Source organism: Caulobacter sp. Root1472 (assembly GCF_001426985.1).
GTDB lineage: Bacteria > Pseudomonadota > Alphaproteobacteria > Caulobacterales > Caulobacteraceae > Caulobacter > Caulobacter rhizosphaerae.
This window is the reverse complement of sequence record NZ_LMFX01000001.1, coordinates 231726-255101: the sequence shown is the minus strand read 5'-3', so window position 1 is coordinate 255101 and position 23376 is coordinate 231726. Positions and strand designations below refer to the sequence as shown.

The window sequence follows — 23376 nt, the reverse complement described above, 5'->3', positions numbered from 1 at the left end:
CACGATGAAGCGCTTCTTCCTGAACTGGTGGCTGCTCACCGGCCTCGCGGCGGTCCTGGTCGCGGTGCTGTTGGTCTTTGTTCTTCCGCTGGTCGCGCCGTTCCTGAGGCCGTGGTGGGTCAAGACCCTGCTCGCCTTCCTCGTCGCCGCTGTGTGGGGCGTTTTCGCCACGCTGCGGGTCCTCAAGGCCCGCAGAGCCGCCGCCGAGATCGCCAGGCAGTTGGCGGCCCCGTCGCCAGGCGACGTCGAGGCGGAGGCGCTGACGGGGCGCATGCGTTCGGCCTTGGCCAAGCTGAAGACGGCGACAGGCGACAAGCGCGACTACCTCTATGCTCGCCCCTGGTACGTGATCATCGGTCCCCCCGGCGCGGGCAAGACGACTGCGCTGCTGAAGTCCGGCGTCCAGTTTCCGTTCTCGGACGCGGCGCTCAAGGGCGTCGGTGGAACCCGCAATCTCGACTTCTGGTTCGCTGACGACGCCGTGCTGATCGACACCGCCGGCCGATACACCACCCAGACCTCCGACGCCTCTGTCGACCACAAGGGCTGGGACAGCTTCCTCAAGCTGCTACGCCGCACCCGCCCCTTGCAGCCGATCAACGGGGTCCTGGTGGCGATCGGCCTGGACGAACTTCTCAACACCGATCGAGCGGGGCTGGACGACCACGCGGCCGCGGTGCGTCGCCGCCTGCTCGAACTGCGGCGCGCGCTCGAGGTTTCAGCGCCGGTCTATGTGCTGTTCACCAAGGCCGACCTGTTGGCTGGCTTTGGCGAATTCTTCGACGACCTCGATGTCGAGGGGCGCCGCGCCATTCTTGGTGCGACCCTGCCGTTGGAAGCTCCGACCAGCCTCGACGTCGTGTTGGCCGAGTTCGACGCCGTGGTCCAGGCCTTGGCGGACCGGGTCGCCAAGCGCCTGCAGGAAGAAACCGATCCACATCGCCGCAGCCTGATTTTGGGCTTCCCGTCGCAGGTGGCGTCGCTGCGCGCCAGGCTCAGCCGTTTCCTGGACGGCGCCCTGCTGGCTGAACAGGATATGCGGCCGCTGTTCCGGGGCTTCTATCTGACCAGCGGCGTCCAGGAAGGCGCTCCACTGGACCGGATCCTCGGGGACGTGGCCGCCGTCTACGACGCCCCTGCAATTCCGCGTTCTGGGCTGGCTGGCCAAGGCGGCAGAGCCTATTTCCTCAACCGGTTGCTCAAGGACGTGATCTTCGCCGAGGCAGGGCTCGTCCAGAGCGATCCGGCGGCGCGCGCCCGCCGTCGAACGGCGCTGATCGCCGGTGTGTCCGGCATCGCTGTCCTGTCGCTGCTCATTGCTCTGCTCTGGGGTGTCAGCTTCACTAGAAACAGGGCGTTGCAGGACCAGCTCCTGGTTGGCGCCCAGAACGTCGGCGCCGAGGTGCGCGAGACGGGTGTCGACCTGGTCGAGGTGCGCGAAGGCGACCCCGACCTGGAACAGGCGCTGTCGCTGATCCGGGCCCTCCGCGACCTGCCGCGCGGCCATGGCGACCAGGCCAAGGGCGGACCACCGCTGCTGATGCGGTTCGGCTTGTTCCAGGGCGGACACGCCAAGGCCGCCGATCAGGCCTATCGCGAGGCGCTCCAGCGCATCCTCCTGCCTCGCATCCTGCTACGCCTGGAACGGTATATGCAGGACCACGCCCAGGAGCCGCTCAAGGTCTATGAGCCGCTCAAGGTCTATCTGATGCTGGGCGGCCAGGGACCGCTGGATCCGAAGACCGTCAAGGCGTGGGTGACCGACGATTGGGCCGAGAGCGCCTTGCCGGGCGCAGATCGCGCCGAGGTTCGCGAGGAACTGTCCAAGCACCTGGACGTCCTGCTCGCCGACCCGCAATTGGGCCGGGTCTGGCCCGGGCGCGAGGCGCCGCTGGACGGGGCGTTGATCGAATCGACGCGGGCGGCGGTGCAGACCCTGTCCCTGGCCGATCGGGCCTATGCGATCCTCCGCCAGAAGGCGGCGGCGGCCGATCAGCCCGACTGGCGGGCCGACAGCGTCCTGGCGAGCGGCGATCGCCAGGCCTTTATGAACGGCGACGCGGTCCTGGACGCCAGCGTGCCATACTTCTTCACCCGCGCGGGTTTCGAACGCGCCTATCAGCCGGGGCTGCAAACCGTCGCCTCGGATCTCGAAAAGGACCTGTGGGTCATGGGCCAGGACGCCGACAAGGCGGCGATCCGAGGCCAGATCGCCCAGGTCAAGCCGGGCGTCGCGGCGCTGTACGCCAAGGAGTACATCGCCGCCTGGGATGGCGTGGTCCAGGGCCTGAAGCCAGCCGACTACTTCACCAATCCCGCCGCCCTGGGCGCCTTCACCCGCACGCCGTCGCCGCTGAAGGTGCTGCTGCTGGAGGTCCGCAAGAACACCACCTTCGGCAAGCCGCCGGCGATCCGGGCCCCCAGCAAGCTGAAGACCGCCGCGCGCGTCGTGGGCGGAGCGGTGCTGGACTCCGGCGGCGTCGACGCCGGCAAGACCATCACCGACTACTTCCGGCCGCTCGCGACCTATGTCGGCGACGGCAAGGGCGCCGCGCCGATCGACGAGTTCCTGGCGGCGGTGAAGCAGGCCGCCTCGGCCAACATGGCCGCCGGGATCGCCGGCGGCGGGTTGGGCGGCGTCGCGGCGCAGGGAGAACTGGCGTCGGCGCTGGGACAGGTCGCCACCACCAGCGTCGTCGCACCGCCACAGCTCCAGGGCTTCGTCGCCCAAGCGACGCAGAGCGGTCGCGGCGCGGTGGTGTCCTCGGCGCAGAACGCCATCGGACAGGAATATGCGACCAACCTTGCGGGCGCCTGCCGCAGCGTCAGCGACAACCGCTATCCATTCTATGGCGCGGCGCAGAACGACGCGACGGCGGCGGACATGATGCGGGTTCTGGGTCTCAACGGCCAGTTCGACAGCATGATGCGCGATCGCCTGCAGCCCTTGCTGCTGACCTCCGGTCCGGTCTGGCGCTGGCGTTCGGACGACCCGGTGGCGTCGGCCTTCGACCCGGCCAGCGCCGAGCAGTTCCAGAAGGCGGCTCAGGTCCGCGACTTGCTCACCTCCGGCCTGCCAATCCGCGTCGAGGCCGCAGGCTTCGGCGGGGCGGTCACCGCCGCCGAATTCTCCGCCGGCGGCGCGACCTATCGCTTCGAGCCCAACAGCGTTGGCGCCAAGCCCGTGATGTGGGCGATCTCGGGCCTGCCTGAAGCTCATCTCGTCCTCTATGCCGGCGCCAAGGAAGTGCGGCGCTACGACGCCCAGGGGGTATGGGCGCTCTTCCGCCTGATGGACGCCGCCCAAAAGGAAAACGCTGGTCCGAACGCGATCAAGGCCACCTTCGGCCAGGGCGCCCAGTATTTCACGCTCAAGGTCAATCTGCCGTCCGACAAAAACCCGTTCGGTCGCGGCGGCCTGTGGTCATTCCGATGCCCAGCCAAGCTTTGAACGCGCCGCAGGCCTTCGCTTTCGGCAAGTTGCCGACCCACGGCGATTTCGTCGCCCGCGGCCTTTCCGGCCCGGACCGCGAGGCCTGGGACGCCTGGGCGAGCGCCGGATTGGCGCTGGCGCGGACTGTCCTGGGTCCGGATTTCGAAGCTCGGCACGACGCCGCGCCGCCGTTGCGCTTCTCGTTTGGGCCCGGGCCCTTCGGCGACGGCTGGCGAACCGGAACGCTGGCGTCCTCGATCGACTCGGCGGGGCGACGCTTCATTATCGTCCTTGGCGGCCGCACGACCGAGGCTCTTTCAGCGCGATCCGCCGAACGCATCGCCGCGGCGGCCGAAGACGAAATCCATCGCGCCTTCGAAGACGCCGCGAACATCGACGCGATGGTGGCCAGCGCGCAAATTATCTTTCAAACTGTGGAATCAGAGGGCGGAGCAGAAGCGCAAGGCCGCTTCTGGTTGCCGGACTCACCGTTCGATCTGATTGCCAGCCAGCCACCCGCCGACCTGATGACCCAGGTTCTGACGACATAGGAGCTGTCCATGGATGACGGGAGTTTGCGATTTCACGACGCCACCCTGACCCATCCCGGGAAGGTGCGGCGCGACAACGAGGACCAAGTGCTGGCGCGTCCGGACCAGGGCCTCTGGGCGGTCGCCGACGGCATGGGCGGTCACGCCAACGGGCAGTGGTCGTCCAAGACCATCACCGCGACCCTGGAGGCCGCAGTCCTGCCCGCCGACTTCGACGACGCCGCTTCGGCGGTCGCCGCGGCCGTGCACGAGGCCAACGAGCGCATCTGGACCAAGTCGGTCGGACAGCCCATGGGTTCCACGGTCGTGGCCCTGCTTCTGCGCGACCGGCGCTTCGTGGTGCTGTGGGCCGGCGACAGCCGTTGTTACCTGCTGCGCGACGGTCAGCTCTACCAGCTGACAGTCGACCATTCACAGGTCCAGGACATGGTGACCTCGGGTCGGTTGACGGCCGAAGAGGCCGAAAACCACCCCATGTCGCATGTGCTGTCGCGCGCGGTGGGCGTTGCGCCCCGGCTTGAACTGGATGCGGTCTCTGACGAAGCCAAGGTTGGGGACGTCTTCCTGGTGTGCAGCGACGGCCTTACCCGGACGATCCCAGACGCCGAACTGGCAACGATTCTGGCCCAGGGCAATCCAGCCGCCGCCGCCGACGAACTGGTGAAGATCTGCTTGGAGCGCGGCGCCCCCGACAATGTCAGCGTGGCCGTGGTCAATTGCGACGAGACCACGCTGCTCGCTCTGTCCTGATCCGCCCAGCGGCCGCCAAGCGCCGTGGTCTAGGGCCGCCGCTTGGCCTTCATGTCGGCGGCGATGCGTTCGTAAGCGTCACGGAACTCCTTGGCGAAGACCTCCATGAAGGCTTCGTCGGAGCCCCGGGTGACACCCTCGAACTCCCGTTCATAGGCTTGCCAGAGCGCCGCCGCCCGCGCGCCAGGTACGATCTTGGCCAGCAGCCCCCGGTGCTCCGCCCGGCCCCGGATCGCCGAGGGAGAGAAGCGATCGAGCGTGGCGGCCAACGCGCCCTGCATCGCCGTCAAGGTGGCTAGCTGGTGGGCCTGCAGGTCTCGGAAGGCGTCCTCCACGGCCAGGTCGGCCGGCATGAAGCCGCGATCGGGTCGATTAAGCATCTGCGCCATCGCCTTGTCGGCCGATCGCGTGAACTTCAGCGGATTGTTGCCGTCAAACTCCAGGCTGGTGTTCTGCGCCCCAAGCTGGGCCTTCGCCCTGGCCCTCGCCTCCATCATCACGACCATGCCGCCCAGCAGGCGTCGCAGGACGCCGCCTGCCGCCGACAGCACTTCCAGGGGTGAACTGCTGAAATCCTCGGAGCGGAGTCCGGCGCCGTGCAGGAAAGCGCGCCATTCGGCGCCGTCGCCGGCCGCGGGCGTCGATCGCGGCTTTCGCTCCGGCGGCGGCGGCGCGGGGGTCTGGCCCCAAGGCGCCGTGGAAGGCGAGGCCAAGGGCGGCGCCTCGAACGCCGGCGTGGCGGGGCCGCCGAAGCCGCGGGCCCAGTCGACCTCGTTGGTGGCCGCCAGTTGCCCCCATACGTCCACCGCCGAGGGCGTGGCCTGGGTCGGCGGATCGCTGGACCAGGCCGAAGGCGGCGGCGCTTCCGAACGAGCTGGAGTCCAGGCCGAGGCGGGCTGGGGGGCGACGTCCATGCGCGGCGGCGCCCAGGCGCCCGAGACGGAACCCTGGCCCGTGATAGCAGCCCGTGGCGCTGGTTGATCCCAGCGCGCCGGGTCATCCGCCACCTCGCGGGCGCCGTGGCTGTCCCAGCCGCTCCAAGCGGCGGCTGGCGCGGACTCTTCAGCGCCAGAGCCCCTGCCCTGCTCCAGCCGGGCCTCGATTTCGTAGTGGCCGATCAGGATCACGTCGCCATCGACGATCTGATGCGGCGTCGTCAGCCGTGATGCCGACCGGTTCACAAAGGTGCCGTTGGTGCTTCGATCGACCAGCACGTAAGCCCCATCACGGTAGTGGATCTCGCAATGGGCGGAGGAAATATAGCTGCGCGGATCCGGCAGGCACCAATCCATGTGGGGCGAGCGTCCGATGCGCGCGCCATGGCGGTCGAGCTTCAGGCGCGCCGTCTCTCCGTTGTCGAGACGATCCAGCGCCTTGATGGTCAGCACAAGGGTCATGGGTGTGCGGTTTCTCGGCCGCTGGCGATCGCGTCGCCGAGCGCGAGCGCCGAACGAAGGCTCTCCAGATGGCGTCCGCTCTGTGTCGCAGCGGTGAGCACCGCTCCCGCGGCGAAGGCTCCGACCGTGTCCTTGGGCGGCAAAACGGGTTCGACATCCACCGGCGCGATCGAGCCGCCCGAAAAGAACACCGCCAAGGCGCACTGCCTCTGGGGGCTGGCCCCACGGGACTGCTCAGCGATCGCGAACGCCGCCCGGCGCCGACCGTCGCTCGGGTCCTGCAGCCATAGAAGAGTCGCCTTGAGCGCCTCGGCGTCCTGAGCGCTCGGGGTCAAGGACAGCTCCTGGACGGCCCGGGCCGCCCAGGCCACGGCTTCGAAGCGAGGCAAGGCCTGGCCGAGGAACAGGGCCGCGTCGTCTTCACGTCCTTCCTCGATCAGGCGGTCGAAGACCGTCTCGGGTGGATCGGCGTCGTGATTCGACTTGGGCCATCCGAGAATTGCGGAGACTTGGCCCGCTTCGGCCCACTTAACCTGTTTCCAGCGTCTCATACGCGATCCTAATTGATCTTCACGGCGCCGCCCGTGATCGTCGTCATGCCGTCTCCGTGCACTTCGACCTGCGGCGCGCTCACGGTGTTGACGCCGCGCGCGTGGCTGGTGACCGTCTGGGCGCTCAGCGTAATGCTGGAGGGATCCATCACAATCAAGCTTGAGCCGACCTTCAGCGTGATGCTTTGCGCGGCTTCGATCGTCACCGTCCCCTTGTTCACCTTCACGCTATAGTTGCCAGAGCGCACGGTGGTTCCATCGTCAAGCTCGATTGTCGTCGTGCGCTTGCCCTTGCTGACCTCGTGGGTTTCGTCGCCGGTCTCGATGGTGGTGGCTTCATGCCGCTTGACCGCCGTCTTGCGATCGCGCCCCACCCGGGTGGCGCGGTCGCGCTGGACGGTCAGGGTGTCGTCCAGCAGCACGTCGCGCACCATCTCGCGCTGGGCGTGGATGTAGATCTCTTCCGAGCCGCCCTTGTCCTCAAGACGGATCTCATTGAAGCCCAGGCTGTTGGGCGGCGGGGTTTTCTCGGCCCCGGCATAGTCGCCCAGCCGCCCGATCGTCTGGGTACGCCACAACGACCGGGTCTTTTGGGCCGGCAAGTCGTAGGCGTGCTTGCGCTGGCCGTTATAGACCCGCCCGGTGATGATCGGGCGATCCGGATCGCCGTTCAGAAAGTCGACGATGACCTCCTGGCCCACCCGTGGCAGGTCGACATTGCCAAAGCCCTCGCCCGCAGCGTGGTGCGAAACGCGCATCCAGCATGAGGTCTTGCCTGGCTGATCGGGCGAGCGATCCCAGTGGAAGCGCACCTTCACGCGTCCCCATTCGTCGACATAGACGACCTCGCCGGCCGGCCCGGTCACCGTGGCGGTCTCGACGCCGCTTGAGATGGGCTTTTCGGCGACGAGCGGCGGCCGGAACAGCGTGTCGCTAGGGATCGCCACCACGTTGACGCGCCTGGCCTGACGATCGTCGCCGCTGCGATGGCTCTCGGCCTCGACGACATGGTTGAGGCCGATGATCAGGTATTCCTGGTTGAAGCGATCGACCCCAGCTTCTGTCAGGGTGAAGAGGCCGCCGCAGGCCAGACCCAAGACGTCGCCGCCCCCGCTGTAGAGCCGTCGCGGCGCGCGACTCGCGGCCAGACGAGCCTGCCCCCGCGTTTCGCCCTCGCTCTTGTCGGTAAAGTCGCCGAGATATTCGTACACCTCGAGCGCGTCGCCCGGGTGCTGGCCAGCGCCCTGGCTGACGGCCTCGACCGGATTCTGCGGCTTGGTGAAGTCGAAGCTGCGCAGGGTCACGCTGGCCTGGCTGACCGAGCTGATCCGTTCGTTCCATTCCGAGAGGGTGTCGGGCGTGCTCGTTTCGTCGCCGGAGACCGGAAGGAAGCGGATGCTCTCGTAGCCCGGCTCGGGCTTGTGAGCCGATTTTCCGTCACAGAGGACCAGCTTGTGAGCCGCTTCCTCGTGCCGGAAATAGTAGTAGATGCCCTCGTCCTCGAACAGGCGCGAGACGAAATTGAAGTCACTTTCCTTGTACTGAACGCAATATTCCCGCGGTTTGTAGCTGCCGGTCAGCCGGTCGAACTCGACGTCCTTCATGCCGGCGTCGGAGAACACCTGCTTGACGATGTCGACGACGCTCTTGTCCTGGAAGATCCGATAGTTTCGGTTCTGGTCCAGGAGTGACAGCCATGGCCTGAGGGTGAGCCGGTAGTGGGCGCCGTTGATATCGACCTTGATCAAGGCCGCTTCGGTCAACAACCCATGGAAGTAGCGGACGTGGTCCATCTCATCGCCAGCGTCCAGGGAAACCGGCTTTCCAAGGTGCGGCAGAAAATCGACCTCGTCGGCAGAAAACCCTTCTACAACAATCACAAACGGCTCGCTCAAGCGCTCGATCGACTCGAAGCGCTCAAGGTTAAGCTTAGCCGTACCAAGAGCGACAGATATCGTAGCCTGCCGATCCATTAATCGCTCCCGTTACTGCGCCTGAAACCTACGGCCCGCGGCCCGCTGTGCATAGGTGTAGCGATCAATTTCAACATCTCAACCAGACAGACTTGCCAAAACGATTTCTTGGGCCACACTCCGCGCCCGCCCCAACCGCCTGCCTGCGCAGGTTCGGCGACAAACGGCTCGGGCGCGATATCAACGTTGAGGCGAACGAGAACATGGCGCTTGATCCGAGTCGACTGTTGGCGCCGGTTTCCGACGACGACCCGACCGGCCCGGACCTCGCCTACGACCCGCAGCGCTATGAAATCGAACAAGCCTTCGAGACGGAGGTCTCGATCGACGCGTCCGGCGTCGAGGCTCAAGCTTCCGACATCGACTGGCGCGCGATCATCGCCAAAATCGTCGAGCAAAGCGCGCGCACCAAGGACATCTGGCTGCCCATCTATCTCTGCCGCGCCGGAGCCCGGGCGGGGGACCTGCAAACTGTCGAGGCCGGTGCGAAATATCTGGCGGGCCTTCTGGAGGCCTACTGGCCCAGCCTGCATCCGCGATTGGAGGACTATGGGTTCCAAGGGCGCAAGGGTCCTTGCGATTCCCTGACCGGAGCGTCGCAGTTCATCCAACCCCTGCGCAGGATCACATTGATCCGCCATCCTCGCCTCGGTGACTATTCCATCGACCACTTCGAACGCTTCCGCTTGGGAGGCGAAACCGAGGAAGGCTACGGAATGTTCCGGGCCGCGCTGGAGGATGTGAGTCAGGACGATCTTGATGTGATCGTCCAGCGGCTGAACGCAATTGAAGACAGCCTGCGTCGCGTGGACCTGGTGCTCACCGCCAACGCCGACGAGGGCGGCTCCACGAACTTTCGGGCGACCTACGACGCGCTCGCTCAGATGCGACGCGCGGTGCAGGCGTTCGGAAAAAAGACCGAGACGTCAGAAAGTGGGGAACCATCGGCGGAACCGGACGTTGCATCGCCAAGCTTCTTGAACTCGTCGCCCACCCTGGGCGCGAGGATCGAGACCCGGGACGACGTCGTCCGCGCCCTTGAGGCGCTGAGCGACTACTACCGGCGCAGGGAACCGGGGCACCCGATCCTGACGTTGCTACAGCGTGCGCGTGAATGGGTTGGGTTGGATTTCATGGCGATTCTTGAAGACATCGCGCCGGGGAGCGTCGAAGAAGCTCGCAACGTTCTGCAATCACGAAAACATCGCGAACAAGCTTGAGCTATCGGTTGAACATCGCCATGATATAGACCTATGATGGCGAAGTTTATTAGCGACATATAACGTCTAATTGCGGGTGGATGACCATGGCGTCGAACAAAGGTGGACAGCGTTTCATCAAGGAGAATCGCGCTCCTCGTGTTCACATTGAATACGAAGTGGAGACTTTTGGTTCCCGCCAGAAGATCGAAATTCCGTTCGTGGTCGGAGTTATGTCCGACCTGTCTGGAAAATCGAATGTCGAGAAGAAGCCGCTCGACAAGCGCGACTTTGTCGAATTCGACATGGACAATTTCGAACAGAAGATGGAAGCGATTGCGCCACGCGCCGCTTTCACGGTCGACAACACATTGACCGGAGACGGTAAGATCGGCGTCGATCTGACCTTCAAGTCGATGGAAGATTTCTCGCCGGGCCAAGTCGCCAAGAACGTGCCCGCCCTGGCCAAGTTGCTGGAGGCGCGGCAGCAGCTTAACGACCTGATGCTGTACATGGACGGCAAGGACGGCGCTCAGGACCTGCTGGACAAGGTCCTGAAGGATCCCGAGCTGATGAAGGCGCTCGCGGCTGCGAAGCCGTCCGCCGATAATACCTAGACAATCTACGGTAGATCTACAATGTTTTCCCCTACCCTGCCCGTTGGGAGACCTTGATGGCGCAAGAAACGCTTCAGCAGACTGGCGCCCCCGCCGCGGAAACCGTCACCGTCGACGATTTCGCGTCTCTGCTGCAAAGGGAGTTCAAGCCCAACACCGACGCCAAGCAGGCGCGGATCGAAGAGGCGGTGAAGACCTTGGCGCAGCAGGCGCTCGAGGACACCCAGATCATCGGGGCCGACGTCTTCTCGACCGTGGACGCCCTGAAGGCCGCGATTGACCGCAAGCTGACCGAGCAGGTCAACAAGATCATCCACCACAAGGACTTCCAGACTCTGGAATCCGCCTGGCGGGGCCTTTGGTATCTCGTCGGCAACACCCCGACCGGCAAGGACCTCAAGGTTCGCGTGCTGAACGTCTCCAAGGACGAGACCCGCAAGATGCTGCGGCAGTTCCGCGACGCAGCCTGGGACCAGAGCCCCCTGTTCAAGAAGATCTACGAGGCGGAGTTCGGCCAGCTGGGCGGGCAGCCCTACGGCGCGTTCATCTGCGACTACGCGTTCGACCACACCGCGCCCGACATCGAGGTGATGAAGGGGCTGGCGAAGATCGGCGCGGCGGCGCACGCCCCGTTCGTGGCGGCGGCGGACTCGCAATTGCTCGGCATGGAAAGCTGGCAGGAGCTGGCTAATCCGCGCGACATCGCCAAGCAGTTCGACGCCACCGACTACATGGCCTGGCGCTCGTTCCGCGCCTCGAACGACAGCCGCTACATGGCGCTGACCCTGCCGCGCTTCCTGGGGCGCCCGCTCTACGGCGCCAACAGCGAGCCGGTCGAGGAGTTCGCCTTCGAGGAAGACACCGAAGGCGGCCAGCACGACAACTATCTGTGGCTGAACGCCTCCTATGCGCTGGGCGTGCGGATCACCGAGGCCTTCAAGACCTATGGCTGGTGTACGCGCATTCGCGGCGTGGAATCCGGCGGCACCGTCGAGGACCTGCCGACCGCGATGTTCCCCACCGACGATGGGGCCATGGACGCCAAGTGCCCGACGGAGATCGCCATTTCCGATCGTCGCGAGGCCGAGTTGTCCAAGGCCGGGCTGATGGCCCTGGTGCATCGCAAGAACACCGACCAGGCCACCTTCATCGGCGCCCAGACCCTCCATGCTCCCAAGGCCTACGAGGACGCCGACGCGACCGCCAGCGCCAACCTGTCGGCGCGCCTGCCCTACATCTTCGCCAGCTGCCGCTTCGCGCATTACCTCAAGTGCATGGTGCGGGACTGGATCGGCAGCAGCCGCGAGGCGCCGGTTCTGGCCAGCGACCTGCAGTCGTGGATCATGCAGTACGTGGACATGCAGCCCGACTTCTCGACTGAAGAAGACAAGGCTCGCAAGCCCCTGAAATCCGCCTCGGTGGATGTCATCCCCGACCCCGAGAACCCGGGCTACTACCGCGGCGTCTTCCGCATGGTGCCGCACTACCAGCTCGAGGGGATGGACGTGTCGCTCAGTATGGTTTCGCGCCTGCCCAAGGGCCCGAACTAACTGTCAGTAGATCATTTTTCGTGAGGAGAACGCCTTATGGCCGTTGATATGTTCCTGAAACTTGAAGGCATCAGTGGTGAGTCCAAGGACTCCAGCCACAAAGGTGAAATCGATGTCCTGGCCTGGAGCTGGGGCATGACCAACTCGGGCACGGCCCACGTCGGCGGCGGCGCCGGCGCCGGCAAGGTGAACGTCCAGGATCTGTCCTTCACCAAGTACGTCGACCTGTCGTCGGCGCCGCTGATGTTGGCCGCCGCCAACGGCAAGCATATCAGCAAGGCGACGCTGGTGGTCCGCAAGGCCGGCGAGACCCCGCTGGAATATATCACCATCACCATGACCGACTGCCTCGTCAGCTCGGTGTCGACCGGCGGCAGCGGCGGCGAAGATCGCCTGACGGAAAATGTCTCGATCAACTTCGCCAAGGTCGAGGTTGCGTACAAGGAGCAGAGCTCGGCCGGCAAGGCCGCGGGCACGGGCGACTTCAAGTGGGACATCGCCGGTAACGCCAAGTTCTAGGCGAGCCGCGCCGGTCTTCGGCCAATCATAGAAGCAAAGAATGCCTAACGCCGACGACCTCCTACGCGCTGGTGATCTGGACGGCGCGCGCCAAGCCCTTGTCGAAAGGGTCAGGCGCGCGCCGGACGATCAGCCCAGCCGCATGTTTCTGTTCCAGCTGTTCTGCATCCTGGGTGAATGGGACAAGGCCAAGGCGCAGCTGAAGGTGCTGACCCAGCTGTCTCCCGAAGCCCAGATGCTGGCGGTCGCCTACAACCTGGCCATCGACGCCGAAATCGAACGCGAGAAGGCCTTTGCGGGACAGGTTCCACCAGCCCTACTGGTCAATACCAGCCCGTGGGCCGGCGACCTGGCCGTTGCCCTCGGCGCGGGCCTGCAAGGGCGGATCGATGACGCCGAGGCTGCCCGGTTGCGGGCCTTCGACGCCGCCCCCGATACGCCCGGGCGCTTCAACGATCAGGATTTCGACTGGATCGCCGACGCGGATCCACGCTTTGGCCCGGCTTTCGAGGCCGTCATCCACGGGCGCTGGGGACTCGTCCCCTTCGACGCCGTGCGCAAGATCACCAGCGACGGGCCGCAGGATCTGCGTGACCTCGTCTGGCTGCCCGTGGAAATCGAATTCAAGACCGGACAGGGCGTAGCGGCCATCCTGCCCGTCCGCTACCCCGCCACTCAGGACGCGACGGACGCCAATCTGCTGCTGGCCCGGGCGACCGACTGGCGCGAGGGATCTCGAGGCGCCGAAGGCCTCGGCCAAAAGCTCTGGTCGCTGGGAAACGGCGAAGACGTGGGAATCCTGGCGCTTCGCCATCTGGCGTTCGCTTGACGCCATGCCAGCCCGGATCAATCCGACCCTGTTCGACAAGCTCGTCGCCGATCTCGACTTCGACGACGTCCGCGACGATCCGAAGGTCGAAGGCCAGGTCAGCCGCGCGGCGACGCGGCGGCTCTATCCGATCCTGAAGATCGAACGCTTCAACGAGGCCGCGCTGCGGGCCACGGTCCTGCGCGAGCTGAACTGGATCCTCAACACCACCCAATTCGGCGCGATCCAGAACCTGAAGCCCTATCCCGAGGTGGCGACCTCGGTCCTGAACTACGGCGTGCCCGACATGGCCGGCAAGCTGCTGCAGCGGCGGGCGGTCGAGAACCGGGCACGCGAGATCAAGCAGGCCATCCGGCGCTTTGAGCCCCGCATCAACCCGCAGCGTCTCGACGTCACCGCCACAGCCAAGGACGCCAAGCCCAACGCCGTCACCTTCGTCATCCGGGCCGATGTCACCAGCGCCGTCATGGCCCTGCCCGTCGAGTTCAAGACAGACGTCGAGATCGACACGGGCTCGGCGACCCTCCGGGAGTAGGCGGATGGATCCTCGACTCCTCAGGGCCTACAACGAAGAACTGCTCTATCTTCGCGAAACCGCACGTGAATTCGGCGAGGAGTACGAGACGGTCGCCGGACGCCTGGGCCTCAACGCTCCATCCGACACCGATCCCCATGTCGAGCGGCTCCTGGAAGGCGTGGCCTTTTTGGGCGCTCGCGTGAAGCTGAAGCTGCAGGACCAGTTCCCCGACTTCACGCAGCATCTGCTCAACGCCATCCAGCCCCACTACCTGGCGCCGACCCCGTCGATGTGCGTGGTGACGCTCGAACCCCAGGACAGCGACCAGGCGATCGCCGCCGGGTTCGTCGTCCCTCGCCTGACCGAGATGTCGGCCACCTCCGGCGACGACGCCGCCACGCCGGTCATCTTCCGGACCGGCCAGGACGTGACCCTCTGGCCCTTGAAGATCACGGAGGCCGAATACCTGCCCACCCGCGCGGCCGTCTCCGCCTACGCCGGCGCGGCGGGCGTGCGGGCCGAAGCCGGGCTGCGCCTGAAGTTCAGCGGCCTGGGCGGCGTTGCGCTGTCAGCGATGGCGCCCGACGCCTTGCCGATCTATCTGGACGGCTCGGAAGTGGTGCCCGGCGAGCTCTACCGCCAGCTGATCGGCGACGCCGTGGCCACGGTGGCCCGGCCGGTTGACTCCGCGGCCGGTACAGCGGCCTGGATCAAGCTGCCCTCGGCCGAGCAGCACGGTTTCGAGGAGAACTGCGCCCTGCTGCCGACCGGGCGCCGCTCCTTCCGGGGCTATCGCCTGCTGTCGGAATATTTCGCCTGTCCGGAACGCTTCCTCTTCGTCCGTCTGCGCGAACTGGGTCAGGCCTTCGGCAAGTGTCGCACCGAATGCGAAGTCGTCTTCCTGTTCGATCGCGCGTCCACGGCCTTGGCCGGCGCGGTGTCGCCCGCAAACTTCAAGCTCTTCGCGACGCCCGCGATCAATCTGTTCGAGAAGCAGATCGATCGTGTAGCGATCAGCGAGTTCGATCACGAACACCAGTTGATCGCCGACCGCACCCGGCCGCTGGATTTCGAGATCTTCCGCCCGCTGGAGGTGACCGCCCATTCGCAGAAGAATGGCGACGCCCGTCCGGTCGCGCCGCTGCACGCCTTCGGGAGTCTGCTCTACGACTGGACGGAGGCGCTGTTCTACGTCACCCGCCTGCGCCACCGGCGCCTGTCAACCAAGGAGCAGCGCCTGAGGCGCAGGACCGACTATCTGGGCACGGAAACCTGGATCAGCCTGGCCGCTCCGGGCGAGCCGAGGCGGCTGGAGGGGATCTACGAACTGGCCGTCCGTGCGCTGGTCACCAATCGTGAGCTCGCCGAGACGCTGCGCACCGGCGGTGCGACGGACTTTCGGATCAGCGGCGTTCCCGTGCGCGCCGTGACGATCGTCCGCGCCCCGACCAAGCCGCGACCGCCGATGGGCATCAGCGACGGGGCGTGGCGGGTCATCGGTCACCTGACTCCGAACTACGCCTCATTCGCCTTGGGCGATGACGACGATCCGTCGGTGTTGCGCGATCACCTGGCCCTCTATGGACGGATCGACGATCCCGCCCTGCGGCGGCAGATCGACGGCGTGCTGTCCATCCGCTCCGAACCGGTGACCCGGCGGGTGGGCGGCGGGGGACGCAGCGCCTTCGCCCGCGGCCAGCGCCTGCGCCTCAAGCTGGACGACGCCCCGTTCGAGAACGGTCGGATGTTCCTGTTCTCGGCCGTTCTGGAGCGGTTCCTCGGCGAGTTCGCGACCGTCAACGCCTTCACCGAATGCATCTTTGAAAGCCCCCAGGAAGGAACCTTCGCGCAATGGCCGCCGAGAATGGGCGAACATCGCAACATCTAGAGTTTCTTCGCCAGGCGGCGGGGAACGCGAGGCGGTACGGGCTGTTTGGCCTGCTGCGCGCGGCGGAGGCGCGCGCGCCGGATCTGCCGCGCATCGGCGACGCCCGCCTCCCGTCGCAGAACCTCGTCGACCTGGCCCAACTCCCCGCGCTGGGTTTTCCCGGTTCCACGCTGGAAACGATCACCGTCAAGGGCGGGCGCGCCAAGGTCGAGGGCTACTGGTTCGGGTTGACCGGGCCGATGGGGCCCCTGCCCCTGCACCTCAGCGAGTTCGCTCATTTCGAGCGCCGCTATGCCCAGGGCCGTCCGTTCGGGCACTTCCTCGACGTGCTGGCTGGGCGCATGCTGCAGTTCTTCTATCGGGCCTGGGCGGAGTCCAATCCGGCGGCCAATGCCGACCGGCCCGGTGACGACCGCTTCGCCGGCTATCTGGGCGCCCTGACCGGCGCGACCGCGGGAGTGCCTGACGACGCGGCCTTCCCGGCCCGGGCCCGCCTCTACTATGCCGGCCTCTATGCCTCGCGGCGCAGCGCGGCGGGCATTGAGGACGCCGTCGCAGACCTGGTAGGCGCCCCCGTGCGGCTGAAGGAATACCGTCCGGTCTGGCGCGACATCGAGCCCGCGGACCAGACCCGTCTGGGCGGAGCCTACAGCCGGCTGGGCGGCGACGCTGTCTGCGGCCGTCGCACCAGCACCGTGTCAGACGCGTTCCGCATCGCCGTGAAGGTCGAGACCTTCCACGACTACGAGAACCTGTTGCCGGGCGGCCCGCGCTTCGCGGTCGTGGCCGAGGCGCTGGATTCCTTCGCCCCGTCCCATCTGGAATGGGACCTCGAGATCGAAGCCAGCGAAGCCGCCCGCCGCCCTGCGTCGCTGGACGGCCGCGCCCGGCTGGGCTGGACCAGTTGGATCAATCCGCCGGCCGGCAGCGGCTCGCGCGCCGAGACCCGTCTTGGCCCGAGCTCGCGTCGCGTCGCTCGAGCCGCCGCCAAGAGAGATGCCGCATGACCGAGATCAACCGCTCCGCCCTGTTCGGCCGCCTCAGCCCCACGGGCCTGAAGAGCATCGAGACCGCGACCGGTTTCTGCAAGATGCGCGGCAATCCCTATGTCGAGCTGGTGCACTGGATCCATATCCTGCTGCAGGATCCGCAGAACGACCTGGCCGCGATCCGCACCCGGTTCGCCCTGGACGACACCAAGCTGGCCCGCGACGTCGTCGCCGCGCTGGACGGCCTGCCGCGCGGCGCGACGGCGATCTCGGACTTCTCGCCCCAGATCGAGGAGGCCATCGAGAAGGGCTGGCTTTATGCGTCGCTGATGTTCCAGGCCAGCCGTGTGCGCACCGGCCACCTGGTCTTCGGCATGCTCAAGACCCCGATCCTGCGCAATGCGCTGTTTGCGATCTCGCCTGAGTTCCGCAAGGTCTCGGCCGACGCCCTGGGCGACGAGTTCGACAAGATCGTCGCGAACTCAGCCGAAGTGGGCGGAGCCCTCGCCGCTGAGGCGACCCCCGACCAGGCAGGCGCGGCGGGCGGCCCGTTCGCCAGCGCCTCAGGCGAGACGCTGGCCAAATATTCCGTCGATCTCACCGAGCGGGCCAGGGCTGGCGAGATCGACCCGATCGTCGGCCGCGACGCCGAGATCCGCCAAGTGATCGACATCCTGCTGCGCCGACGCCAGAACAACCCGATCCTCGCGGGTGAGGCTGGGGTGGGCAAGACGGCGGTCGTCGAAGGATTGGCGCGCCGGATCGTCGATGGCGACGTCCCGCCGGCGCTCAAGGACGTTACGCTCCGCGCCCTGGACATTGGGCTGCTGCAGGCCGGCGCCGGCGTGAAGGGCGAGTTCGAGAAGCGGCTGCGGCAGGTGATCGACGAGATCGAGTCCTCGCCCAAGCCGATCATCTTGTTCATCGACGAAGCCCACACCCTGATCGGGGCCGGCGGCCAGGCCGGCACCGGCGACGCCGCCAACCTGCTTAAGCCCGCCTTGGCGCGCGGTCGGCTCCGGACGATCGCCGCCACCACCTGGTCGGAATATCGCCAGTACTTCGAAAAGGATCCTGCCCTTACCCGGCGGTTTCAGACCGTCAATGTCGGGGAGCCGGAGACTGGCGTGGCGATCGCCATGCTGCGTTCGGTGGCCTCGGCCATGGAGCAGCACCACAAGGTGGTGATCCTCGACGAGGCCGTGGAAGCGGCCGTCAAGCTGTCCCAGCGCTACGTGCCGGCCCGGCAGCTTCCCGACAAGGCCGTCAGCCTGCTCGACACCGCCGGCGCCCGCGTGGCCGTCTCGCAGCACGCGACGCCCGCGCCGGTCGAAAGCCGTCGCCGCCGGGTCGAACTCCTGAATGTCGAACTCGGCGTCGCCACCCGCGAGGCCGAAGGTCAATACGCCGGCGTGGAGCGTATCGGAAAGCTGAAGGAGGCGATCGAGGAGGCGCAGGCCGCGCTCGATGCGGTGGAAGCCAAGTGGGCGGCCGAGAAGGACGCCGTCGCCAAGGCCTACGAGGCCCGCCAGGCCCTCGCGGCCGCCGCATCGGCGGAGGCCAGCGACACGGCCGGGCTCAAGGCCGCGCTCGACGCCGCCTTGCTGGCGGTCGCCCAGGCCCATGGCGACGACCCGATGGTGTTCGGCGAGGTCGACGCCGACGCCGTCGCCGCCGTGGTCGGCGACTGGACCGGCATTCCCGTCGGCCGCATGGTCAAGGACGAGATCGCCTCGGTCCTCACCATCGCCGACCAGCTGAAGAAGCGCGTGGTTGGCCAGGATCATGCGATGGACGCCGTCGCCAAGCGCATCCAGACCAGCCGCGCCAAGCTCGACAATCCCAACAAGCCGGTCGGGGTGTTCATGCTGTGCGGCCCGTCCGGGGTGGGCAAGACCGAGACGGCGCACGCCCTGTCCGAACTGCTCTATTCCGGCGACGATAGCCTGATCGTCATCAATATGAGCGAGTTCCAGGAGGCCCACACCGTCTCGACCCTGAAGGGCGCGCCAGCCGGCTATGTCGGGTACGGCCAGGGCGGCGTTCTGACCGAGGCCGTGCGGCGCCGGCCCTATTCGGTGGTGCTGCTCGATGAGGTGGAGAAGGCCCACCCGGACGTCCACGAGATGTTCTTCCAGGTGTTCGACAAGGGCTATATGGACGACTCCGAAGGGCGTCACATCGACTTCAAGAACACGCTGATCCTTCTGACCTCCAATGTTGGCTCCGAGTTGATCACTTCGCTGTCGGAGGACGAGGAGATGAAGCCGGACGCCGAGGCGCTGGCCCAGACGCTGCGGCCCGACCTGCTCAAGGTGTTCCCGCCCGCCCTGCTCGGCCGGTTGATCGTCCTGCCCTATTATCCGTTGTCGCCGGACATGCTGCAGGGCATCGTCCGGCTGCAGCTGGACCGCGTGAAGAAGCGCATCGCCGAGAACCACGGCATCGTCTTTACCTACGACCAAGCTGTCGTCGAACTGATCGTCTCCCGCTGCACCGAGGTCGCGTCCGGCGGTCGGATGATCGACGCCATCCTGACCAACACCATGCTGCCCGAGCTGTCGATCGCCCTGCTTGAGCGCCAGATGGCCGGCGAGGACGTGGCCAGGATCACAGTGGGCGTCGAGAACTCAACCTTCACCTATGCGTTCGAAAGCGGCGAAGCGTCACCGCAAGCCGACGCGCCTTCGATCCCGGAAGCCGCGGCCTGAATGCGTGAGATCCTGCATAACCGCTTGCAACCGCCGCGCGCTCAGGGCGAGGTTGTAGTCAGAGTTGGAAAGAGACGCCCCCAGTGAGCATGCCCGACGATCCCTCTGATGAAGACGTCGCGTCCCTGACGAGCCCTCCGTCCGGCTCCTGGAGCAAGCGCGGCTCGCGCAAGCCCGCCCAGCGGGGCATCCTGCCGGTCGGCTTCGTGCTGAACGGCATCTACGAGATCAAGCGCTTCATCGCTCGCGGCGGCATGGGCGAGGTCTACGAGGGCGCAAACGTCAACGCCGAAGAGCGCGTGGCGGTCAAGGTCATCCTTCCGCACCTGGCCGCCGATCCGAAGGTCCAGGCGCTGTTCCGCAAGGAGGCCAAGACCCTCACCAGCCTGGCCCATCCGGCATTGGTGCAATATCGCGTCCTGGCCCGCGAGCCGCGCAAGGATCTGCTCTACATCGTCACCGACTTCATCGACGGCGAGCCGCTGACCAATCTGATCGGCCGCCATCCGCCGACGACGGCCGAACTGGTCATGCTCACCCGCCGCCTGGCCGAGGGCCTGCACGCGGCGCACAGCCACGGCGCCATCCACCGCGACATCTCGCCCGAAAACGTGCTGCTGCCGGACGGCGTGCTCAGCCGCGCCAAGATCATCGATTTCGGCATCGCCAAGAGCATGGAAATCGGCGCCCAGACGGTGGTCGGTGACGGCTTCGCGGGGAAGCTCGGCTATGTCGCACCGGAGCAGTTCGGCGACTTCGACCGCCGCATCGGTCCGTGGACCGACATCTACAGCCTGGCCCTGGTGGTGCTGGCCCTGGCTGGCGGCCGGGCTCCGAACATGGGCACGACGCTGGTCGAAGCGATCGACCGGCGCCGCGCCGGCGCCGACATCACCGCCGTGCCGCCGCTGCTGCAGCCGTTGTTCTCGCGCATGCTCAACCCCGACCCTCGTGGGCGCCCCCAGACCATGGCCGAGGTGATCACGGCGCTGGATGCGCTGGACGTGCCGGTCGAGGCGCCCTCGCCGCGGTCGTGGATCCCCGACATCGGTCAAGGGAGGCCCGGGGACAACGCCCCCGAGATCGAGCGGACGGTGATCCACCTGGGCTCCGAACCGCCCTCCTGGCAGAGCGCCGAGCCGCGCGGAGAAGACAGCGCTCCGCCGTCGCTGGCTGCCGTCGCAAGTGACGAGAGCGCTCCTGAGGGACGCACGATCTTCGCGCCCAGCCTGCCGGACTCGCCGTTGGAGTCAGTGGACGAGTCGATCGGCGACGAAGCCTCGCGTCCAGCCGCAGATCAGGCGCCGTCGCCCGCACCGACCGTTCCGCCGATTGCCGCCGACAAGGCTTCTTCGCTTCCGCCACTGATCTCCGCCCCGCCCCAGGACGAAGAGATCGCCCCCGCCAGCGCCACGATCTTTACGCCCCAAGCAGGGCCTCCCGAAGTTCCACACGCCGATCCGCCGCCGAGCGGGGTCGAGGCGAAGGCGCACGAAGCGACGTCGCCGCTCAATGATATCGACCAGACCCGTATGGATGAGGAGGAGGAGCCTGCATCCCCCATCCCGCCAGCGATGGACGTCGCCTATAGGCCTTCCGGCAAGCCGGCATCGCGCCCGGCCAAACTTCTGGACGAGGAGGAGCGCAAAGCTCAGAGCCCAGAGCCGCCGGCGCGAGGCTTTTCCAAGGGAAAAGCCATCACGGCGATCGGCGTGGTGGCGGCCGTCGCCGTGGTCGGCATCGGCTTCGCCGTTCTCTCACCACAGAAGAAAGCCGCCCTGCCTGCACCGTCGGCGACGGCGCCCAGCGCGCCGTCACCGGCCGCCGCTCGGGCCGACGAGGCGATCGCCGCGGCGCTGCCGAACGTTCCCTGCTCCTGGCTTACCCTAAGTCACGGCCAGAACGCCGACGGCTCGTCCAGCATCAAGATTTCCGGCGCGGCTGGAGATCCGGCGGGCGCGAACCGCGCGGTGGCGAGCGCCGCGCGCGCCGCCGGCGTGGAGGGGCTCCAGGTCGACACCACCGAGATCCTGCCTGCGGACCAGGCCTCCTGTCCGCTGCTGGACACGGCCAACCGGTTCCGCGGCCAGGCCGGCGCCGTTCCGAGCCTTGTCGCCCAACAGCCGCGCTTCGAGATCGACCGCGGCATCCAGGGCTGCCCCAAGGGGCTCTGGTCGCAATCGATGATCAATGTCGCGCCCGACCCGTCCAACGGCTTCAGCCTGGTCGCCATACAGCCTTCTGGCCGGCTCCAGCAGTTCACGACCAACCGCGAACAGTTCGCGGCCTTGGCCGCCCGCAATCCGGATCTCTACAAGGATCTCGGCGGCGGACGCTACCGGGTCTCCATGTGCCAGAACGCCACCGGCCTGGCGGGGGTCCTGATGATCGAGGGCGACGGGCCGTTCGATATCGGTCTGCGTCCCGGCGCCATCGAACGGCCGACGCGGGACTTCCCCGCCCGTCTGGGTCAATTGGCCCAGGCCCGTGGCTGGAAGATGCAGATGGCCTGGTTCCAGTTGGCCAACGATCAGCCGGACTTGCCAGAGCAGGCCAGCACCGATGAGGCCGAACGGCATCGTCTGGCGATGGCCGAAGCCGCCAAGATCGCCGCGGCCGCCGAAGCGGCCAAGGCGGCCGAGCCGGTCGAGATCGCCGTGCCCGCCGTCGAGCCTCAGAAGCTGCCTGCCGACTATGTGGCCTGCCGCCGATTCGTCGACGGGGCCTGGGAGGAACTCGGCTATGCGACACGGCCGTCTTGCGTGGAGAAGGTGTTCGCCGGGCGCTGTGACGTTCTCACCGGCCAGTCCGGCGACATCGCGCTGCGGCGCTACAACGACCGTCTGCAGGCCAAGACCGGCCGGGGCTTCAAGAAGTGGGACAATGTCGGCAAGTCCGACTGCGCCAAGTAGCGTGATCTGAGTCGGATGAGCATCGGTCGTTCGCCGAAACTGCGAAGAGCCGTGCTCATCCGACCGCCCTCCCCCAAGGGCGAGGCGTGGCGGTCGATGGTTATCGAGCCGCCCTTGCCTGAACCTTCCCGCCAATGGCGAGGATCATGATTTCTCCGCGTCCAGAGCGTCGGCGATCATCCGCTTGGCGGCCTCGCAGCGACTCGCGGCGATTGGGACCTCCGGCATCCTCGACGCCTTGGCGTCGGCATCCCGAGCCAGCGCCTCGGCCGCCGCCTCGTCGATCGCGCGCCGCAGGTCGACCAGGCGCCTGTCGGCCGCGGCCAGGCTGGCCCAGAAACTCTTGTCCTGCGCAGTCGGCTCCCATTCGGCGCCCGCCTCCGACTTGGGCGCGAAAGGTGGGTCTTCGGCCATTGCCGTGGGCATGGCCGCGTCGTCTCCGGAGATCAAGCTTCTGGCATGAGCCAGGATCGCACCCGGGATCTTGAGCAGCGGCACGCTAGGCGACGACATGGATCTTGCGCTCACAGTCGCGGATCGCCGACTTCGCGAAGCCCATGACCATTTCGGTCACGCGCGTAAGGTCGGTTTCGGCCACGCCGTGGTCGCGCGCCCAGATCCTGACGGCGTGCTTGAGAATGCTCGCCGCGGGGTCGGAGGCTAGCGCGCCGAGGCGCGCGTCTTCGCCGGTTCGAAATTCCTTGATGACAGCTGCGTCGAGAGACATGGCAAGGTTCCTGATGCAACGTGGAAGCCGCGCTGGAACATTGGCGCGACATGGAAACGCGGTCGGCGAGTCGGACCCGATCGATGGGGATGATCGGGCCCGAAAGCCGCTTAACGACCCGCGGTGACAGGTCGAAAGCGGTGCAGGTTTCGGCGGCGCTCCTGCGATGGCGATCGACAGAGGCGTTCCGCGACCGTCCGGCCAAGGTCGCCGCAACCTGCGGATCGAACCATGTCCGAGGGAGCAACCCCTTGAATGTGCGG

At 66.7% G+C, this 23376-nt stretch carries 18 protein-coding genes; 13 read left to right on the top strand and 5 right to left on the bottom strand.

Features of this window, described 5'->3' with window-relative positions; all coding sequences use genetic code 11:
- The first annotated feature begins 4 nt into the window (after positions 1-4).
- The 3 genes from tssM to ASD47_RS01135 are packed head-to-tail and all read left to right on the top strand — an operon-like array spanning position 5 to position 4734.
- Positions 5-3451, top strand: coding sequence for a type VI secretion system membrane subunit TssM (gene tssM, locus ASD47_RS01145; protein WP_056750379.1), 3447 nt, complete (start codon positions 5-7; stop codon positions 3449-3451).
- Positions 3433-3984 carry a type VI secretion system-associated protein TagF gene (tagF, locus tag ASD47_RS01140; protein ID WP_056750377.1) on the top strand — a complete coding sequence of 184 codons (552 nt, stop codon included), beginning with the start codon at positions 3433-3435 and terminating at the stop codon, positions 3982-3984. The genes tssM and tagF overlap by 19 nt, the downstream gene beginning before the upstream one ends.
- 9 nt (positions 3985-3993) lie before the next feature.
- Entirely contained in the window at positions 3994-4734 is a 741-nt protein-coding gene (locus tag ASD47_RS01135) for a PP2C family serine/threonine-protein phosphatase (protein WP_056750373.1), read from the top strand.
- Between the two features lie 29 nt (positions 4735-4763).
- On the opposite strand, the gene tagH is transcribed toward ASD47_RS01135, so the two are convergent.
- Genes tagH through ASD47_RS01120 form a run of 3 tightly spaced genes read right to left on the bottom strand, consistent with a single transcriptional unit; the run spans position 4764 to position 8655 of the window.
- A complete protein-coding gene (gene tagH / locus ASD47_RS01130; RefSeq protein ID WP_056750371.1) occupies positions 4764-6131 on the bottom strand; it encodes a type VI secretion system-associated FHA domain protein TagH in 1368 nt (455 codons plus the stop codon).
- Positions 6128-6682: a hypothetical protein gene (locus ASD47_RS01125; protein ID WP_056750368.1), complete on the bottom strand. Its 555-nt coding sequence runs from the start codon at positions 6680-6682 to the stop codon at positions 6128-6130. Before ASD47_RS01125 ends, tagH begins: the two co-directional genes overlap by 4 nt.
- Positions 6683-6690: 8 nt before the next feature.
- Complete coding sequence (locus ASD47_RS01120) at positions 6691-8655, bottom strand: type VI secretion system Vgr family protein (protein WP_082564394.1); 1965 nt, start codon at positions 8653-8655, stop codon at positions 6691-6693.
- A 203-nt stretch (positions 8656-8858) separates the two neighbouring features.
- On the opposite strand from ASD47_RS01120, the gene ASD47_RS01115 reads away from it, so the two are divergent.
- The 10 genes from ASD47_RS01115 (at position 8859) to ASD47_RS01070 (ending at position 22386) form a co-directional block, all read left to right on the top strand.
- Positions 8859-9875, top strand: a complete 1017-nt coding sequence (locus tag ASD47_RS01115) for an ImpA family type VI secretion system protein (protein WP_056750362.1) — start codon at positions 8859-8861, stop codon at positions 9873-9875.
- Between the two features lie 86 nt (positions 9876-9961).
- Positions 9962-10471 carry a type VI secretion system contractile sheath small subunit gene (tssB, locus tag ASD47_RS01110; RefSeq protein ID WP_056751511.1) on the top strand — a complete coding sequence of 170 codons (510 nt, stop codon included), beginning with the start codon at positions 9962-9964 and terminating at the stop codon, positions 10469-10471.
- A gap of 56 nt (positions 10472-10527) precedes the next feature.
- Positions 10528-12021 (top strand): type VI secretion system contractile sheath large subunit, encoded by a 1494-nt coding sequence (gene tssC / locus ASD47_RS01105; protein ID WP_056750359.1) that lies wholly within the window; start codon positions 10528-10530, stop codon positions 12019-12021.
- Positions 12022-12057: 36 nt separating this feature from the next.
- A complete protein-coding gene (locus ASD47_RS01100; protein ID WP_056750356.1) occupies positions 12058-12540 on the top strand; it encodes a type VI secretion system tube protein Hcp in 483 nt (160 codons plus the stop codon).
- A gap of 40 nt (positions 12541-12580) precedes the next feature.
- Positions 12581-13369, top strand: coding sequence for a type VI secretion system accessory protein TagJ (locus tag ASD47_RS01095; protein ID WP_056750353.1), 789 nt, complete (start codon positions 12581-12583; stop codon positions 13367-13369).
- A 4-nt stretch (positions 13370-13373) separates the two neighbouring features.
- The gene (tssE, locus tag ASD47_RS01090) at positions 13374-13904 is read left to right on the top strand and encodes a type VI secretion system baseplate subunit TssE (protein ID WP_056750350.1); all 531 of its coding nucleotides are present in this window, start codon (positions 13374-13376) and stop codon (positions 13902-13904) included.
- A gap of 4 nt (positions 13905-13908) precedes the next feature.
- Positions 13909-15774 carry a type VI secretion system baseplate subunit TssF gene (gene tssF / locus ASD47_RS01085; RefSeq protein ID WP_056750348.1) on the top strand — a complete coding sequence of 622 codons (1866 nt, stop codon included), beginning with the start codon at positions 13909-13911 and terminating at the stop codon, positions 15772-15774.
- The gene (gene tssG / locus ASD47_RS01080; RefSeq protein ID WP_230983724.1) at positions 15738-16781 is read left to right on the top strand and encodes a type VI secretion system baseplate subunit TssG; all 1044 of its coding nucleotides are present in this window, start codon (positions 15738-15740) and stop codon (positions 16779-16781) included. Before tssF ends, tssG begins: the two co-directional genes overlap by 37 nt.
- Positions 16778-19474, top strand: a complete 2697-nt coding sequence (gene tssH / locus ASD47_RS01075; protein ID WP_056750346.1) for a type VI secretion system ATPase TssH — start codon at positions 16778-16780, stop codon at positions 19472-19474. Before tssG ends, tssH begins: the two co-directional genes overlap by 4 nt.
- Before the next feature lie 89 nt (positions 19475-19563).
- Positions 19564-22386, top strand: a complete 2823-nt coding sequence (locus tag ASD47_RS01070) for a serine/threonine-protein kinase (protein ID WP_056750344.1) — start codon at positions 19564-19566, stop codon at positions 22384-22386.
- A gap of 144 nt (positions 22387-22530) precedes the next feature.
- Here ASD47_RS01070 and ASD47_RS01065 read toward each other — a convergent pair whose 3' ends face one another.
- Positions 22531-22899 (bottom strand): hypothetical protein, encoded by a 369-nt coding sequence (locus ASD47_RS01065; protein ID WP_156402053.1) that lies wholly within the window; start codon positions 22897-22899, stop codon positions 22531-22533.
- A complete protein-coding gene (locus tag ASD47_RS01060) occupies positions 22886-23113 on the bottom strand; it encodes a hypothetical protein (RefSeq protein WP_056750338.1) in 228 nt (75 codons plus the stop codon). Before ASD47_RS01060 ends, ASD47_RS01065 begins: the two co-directional genes overlap by 14 nt.
- Positions 23114-23376 lie beyond the last annotated feature (263 nt).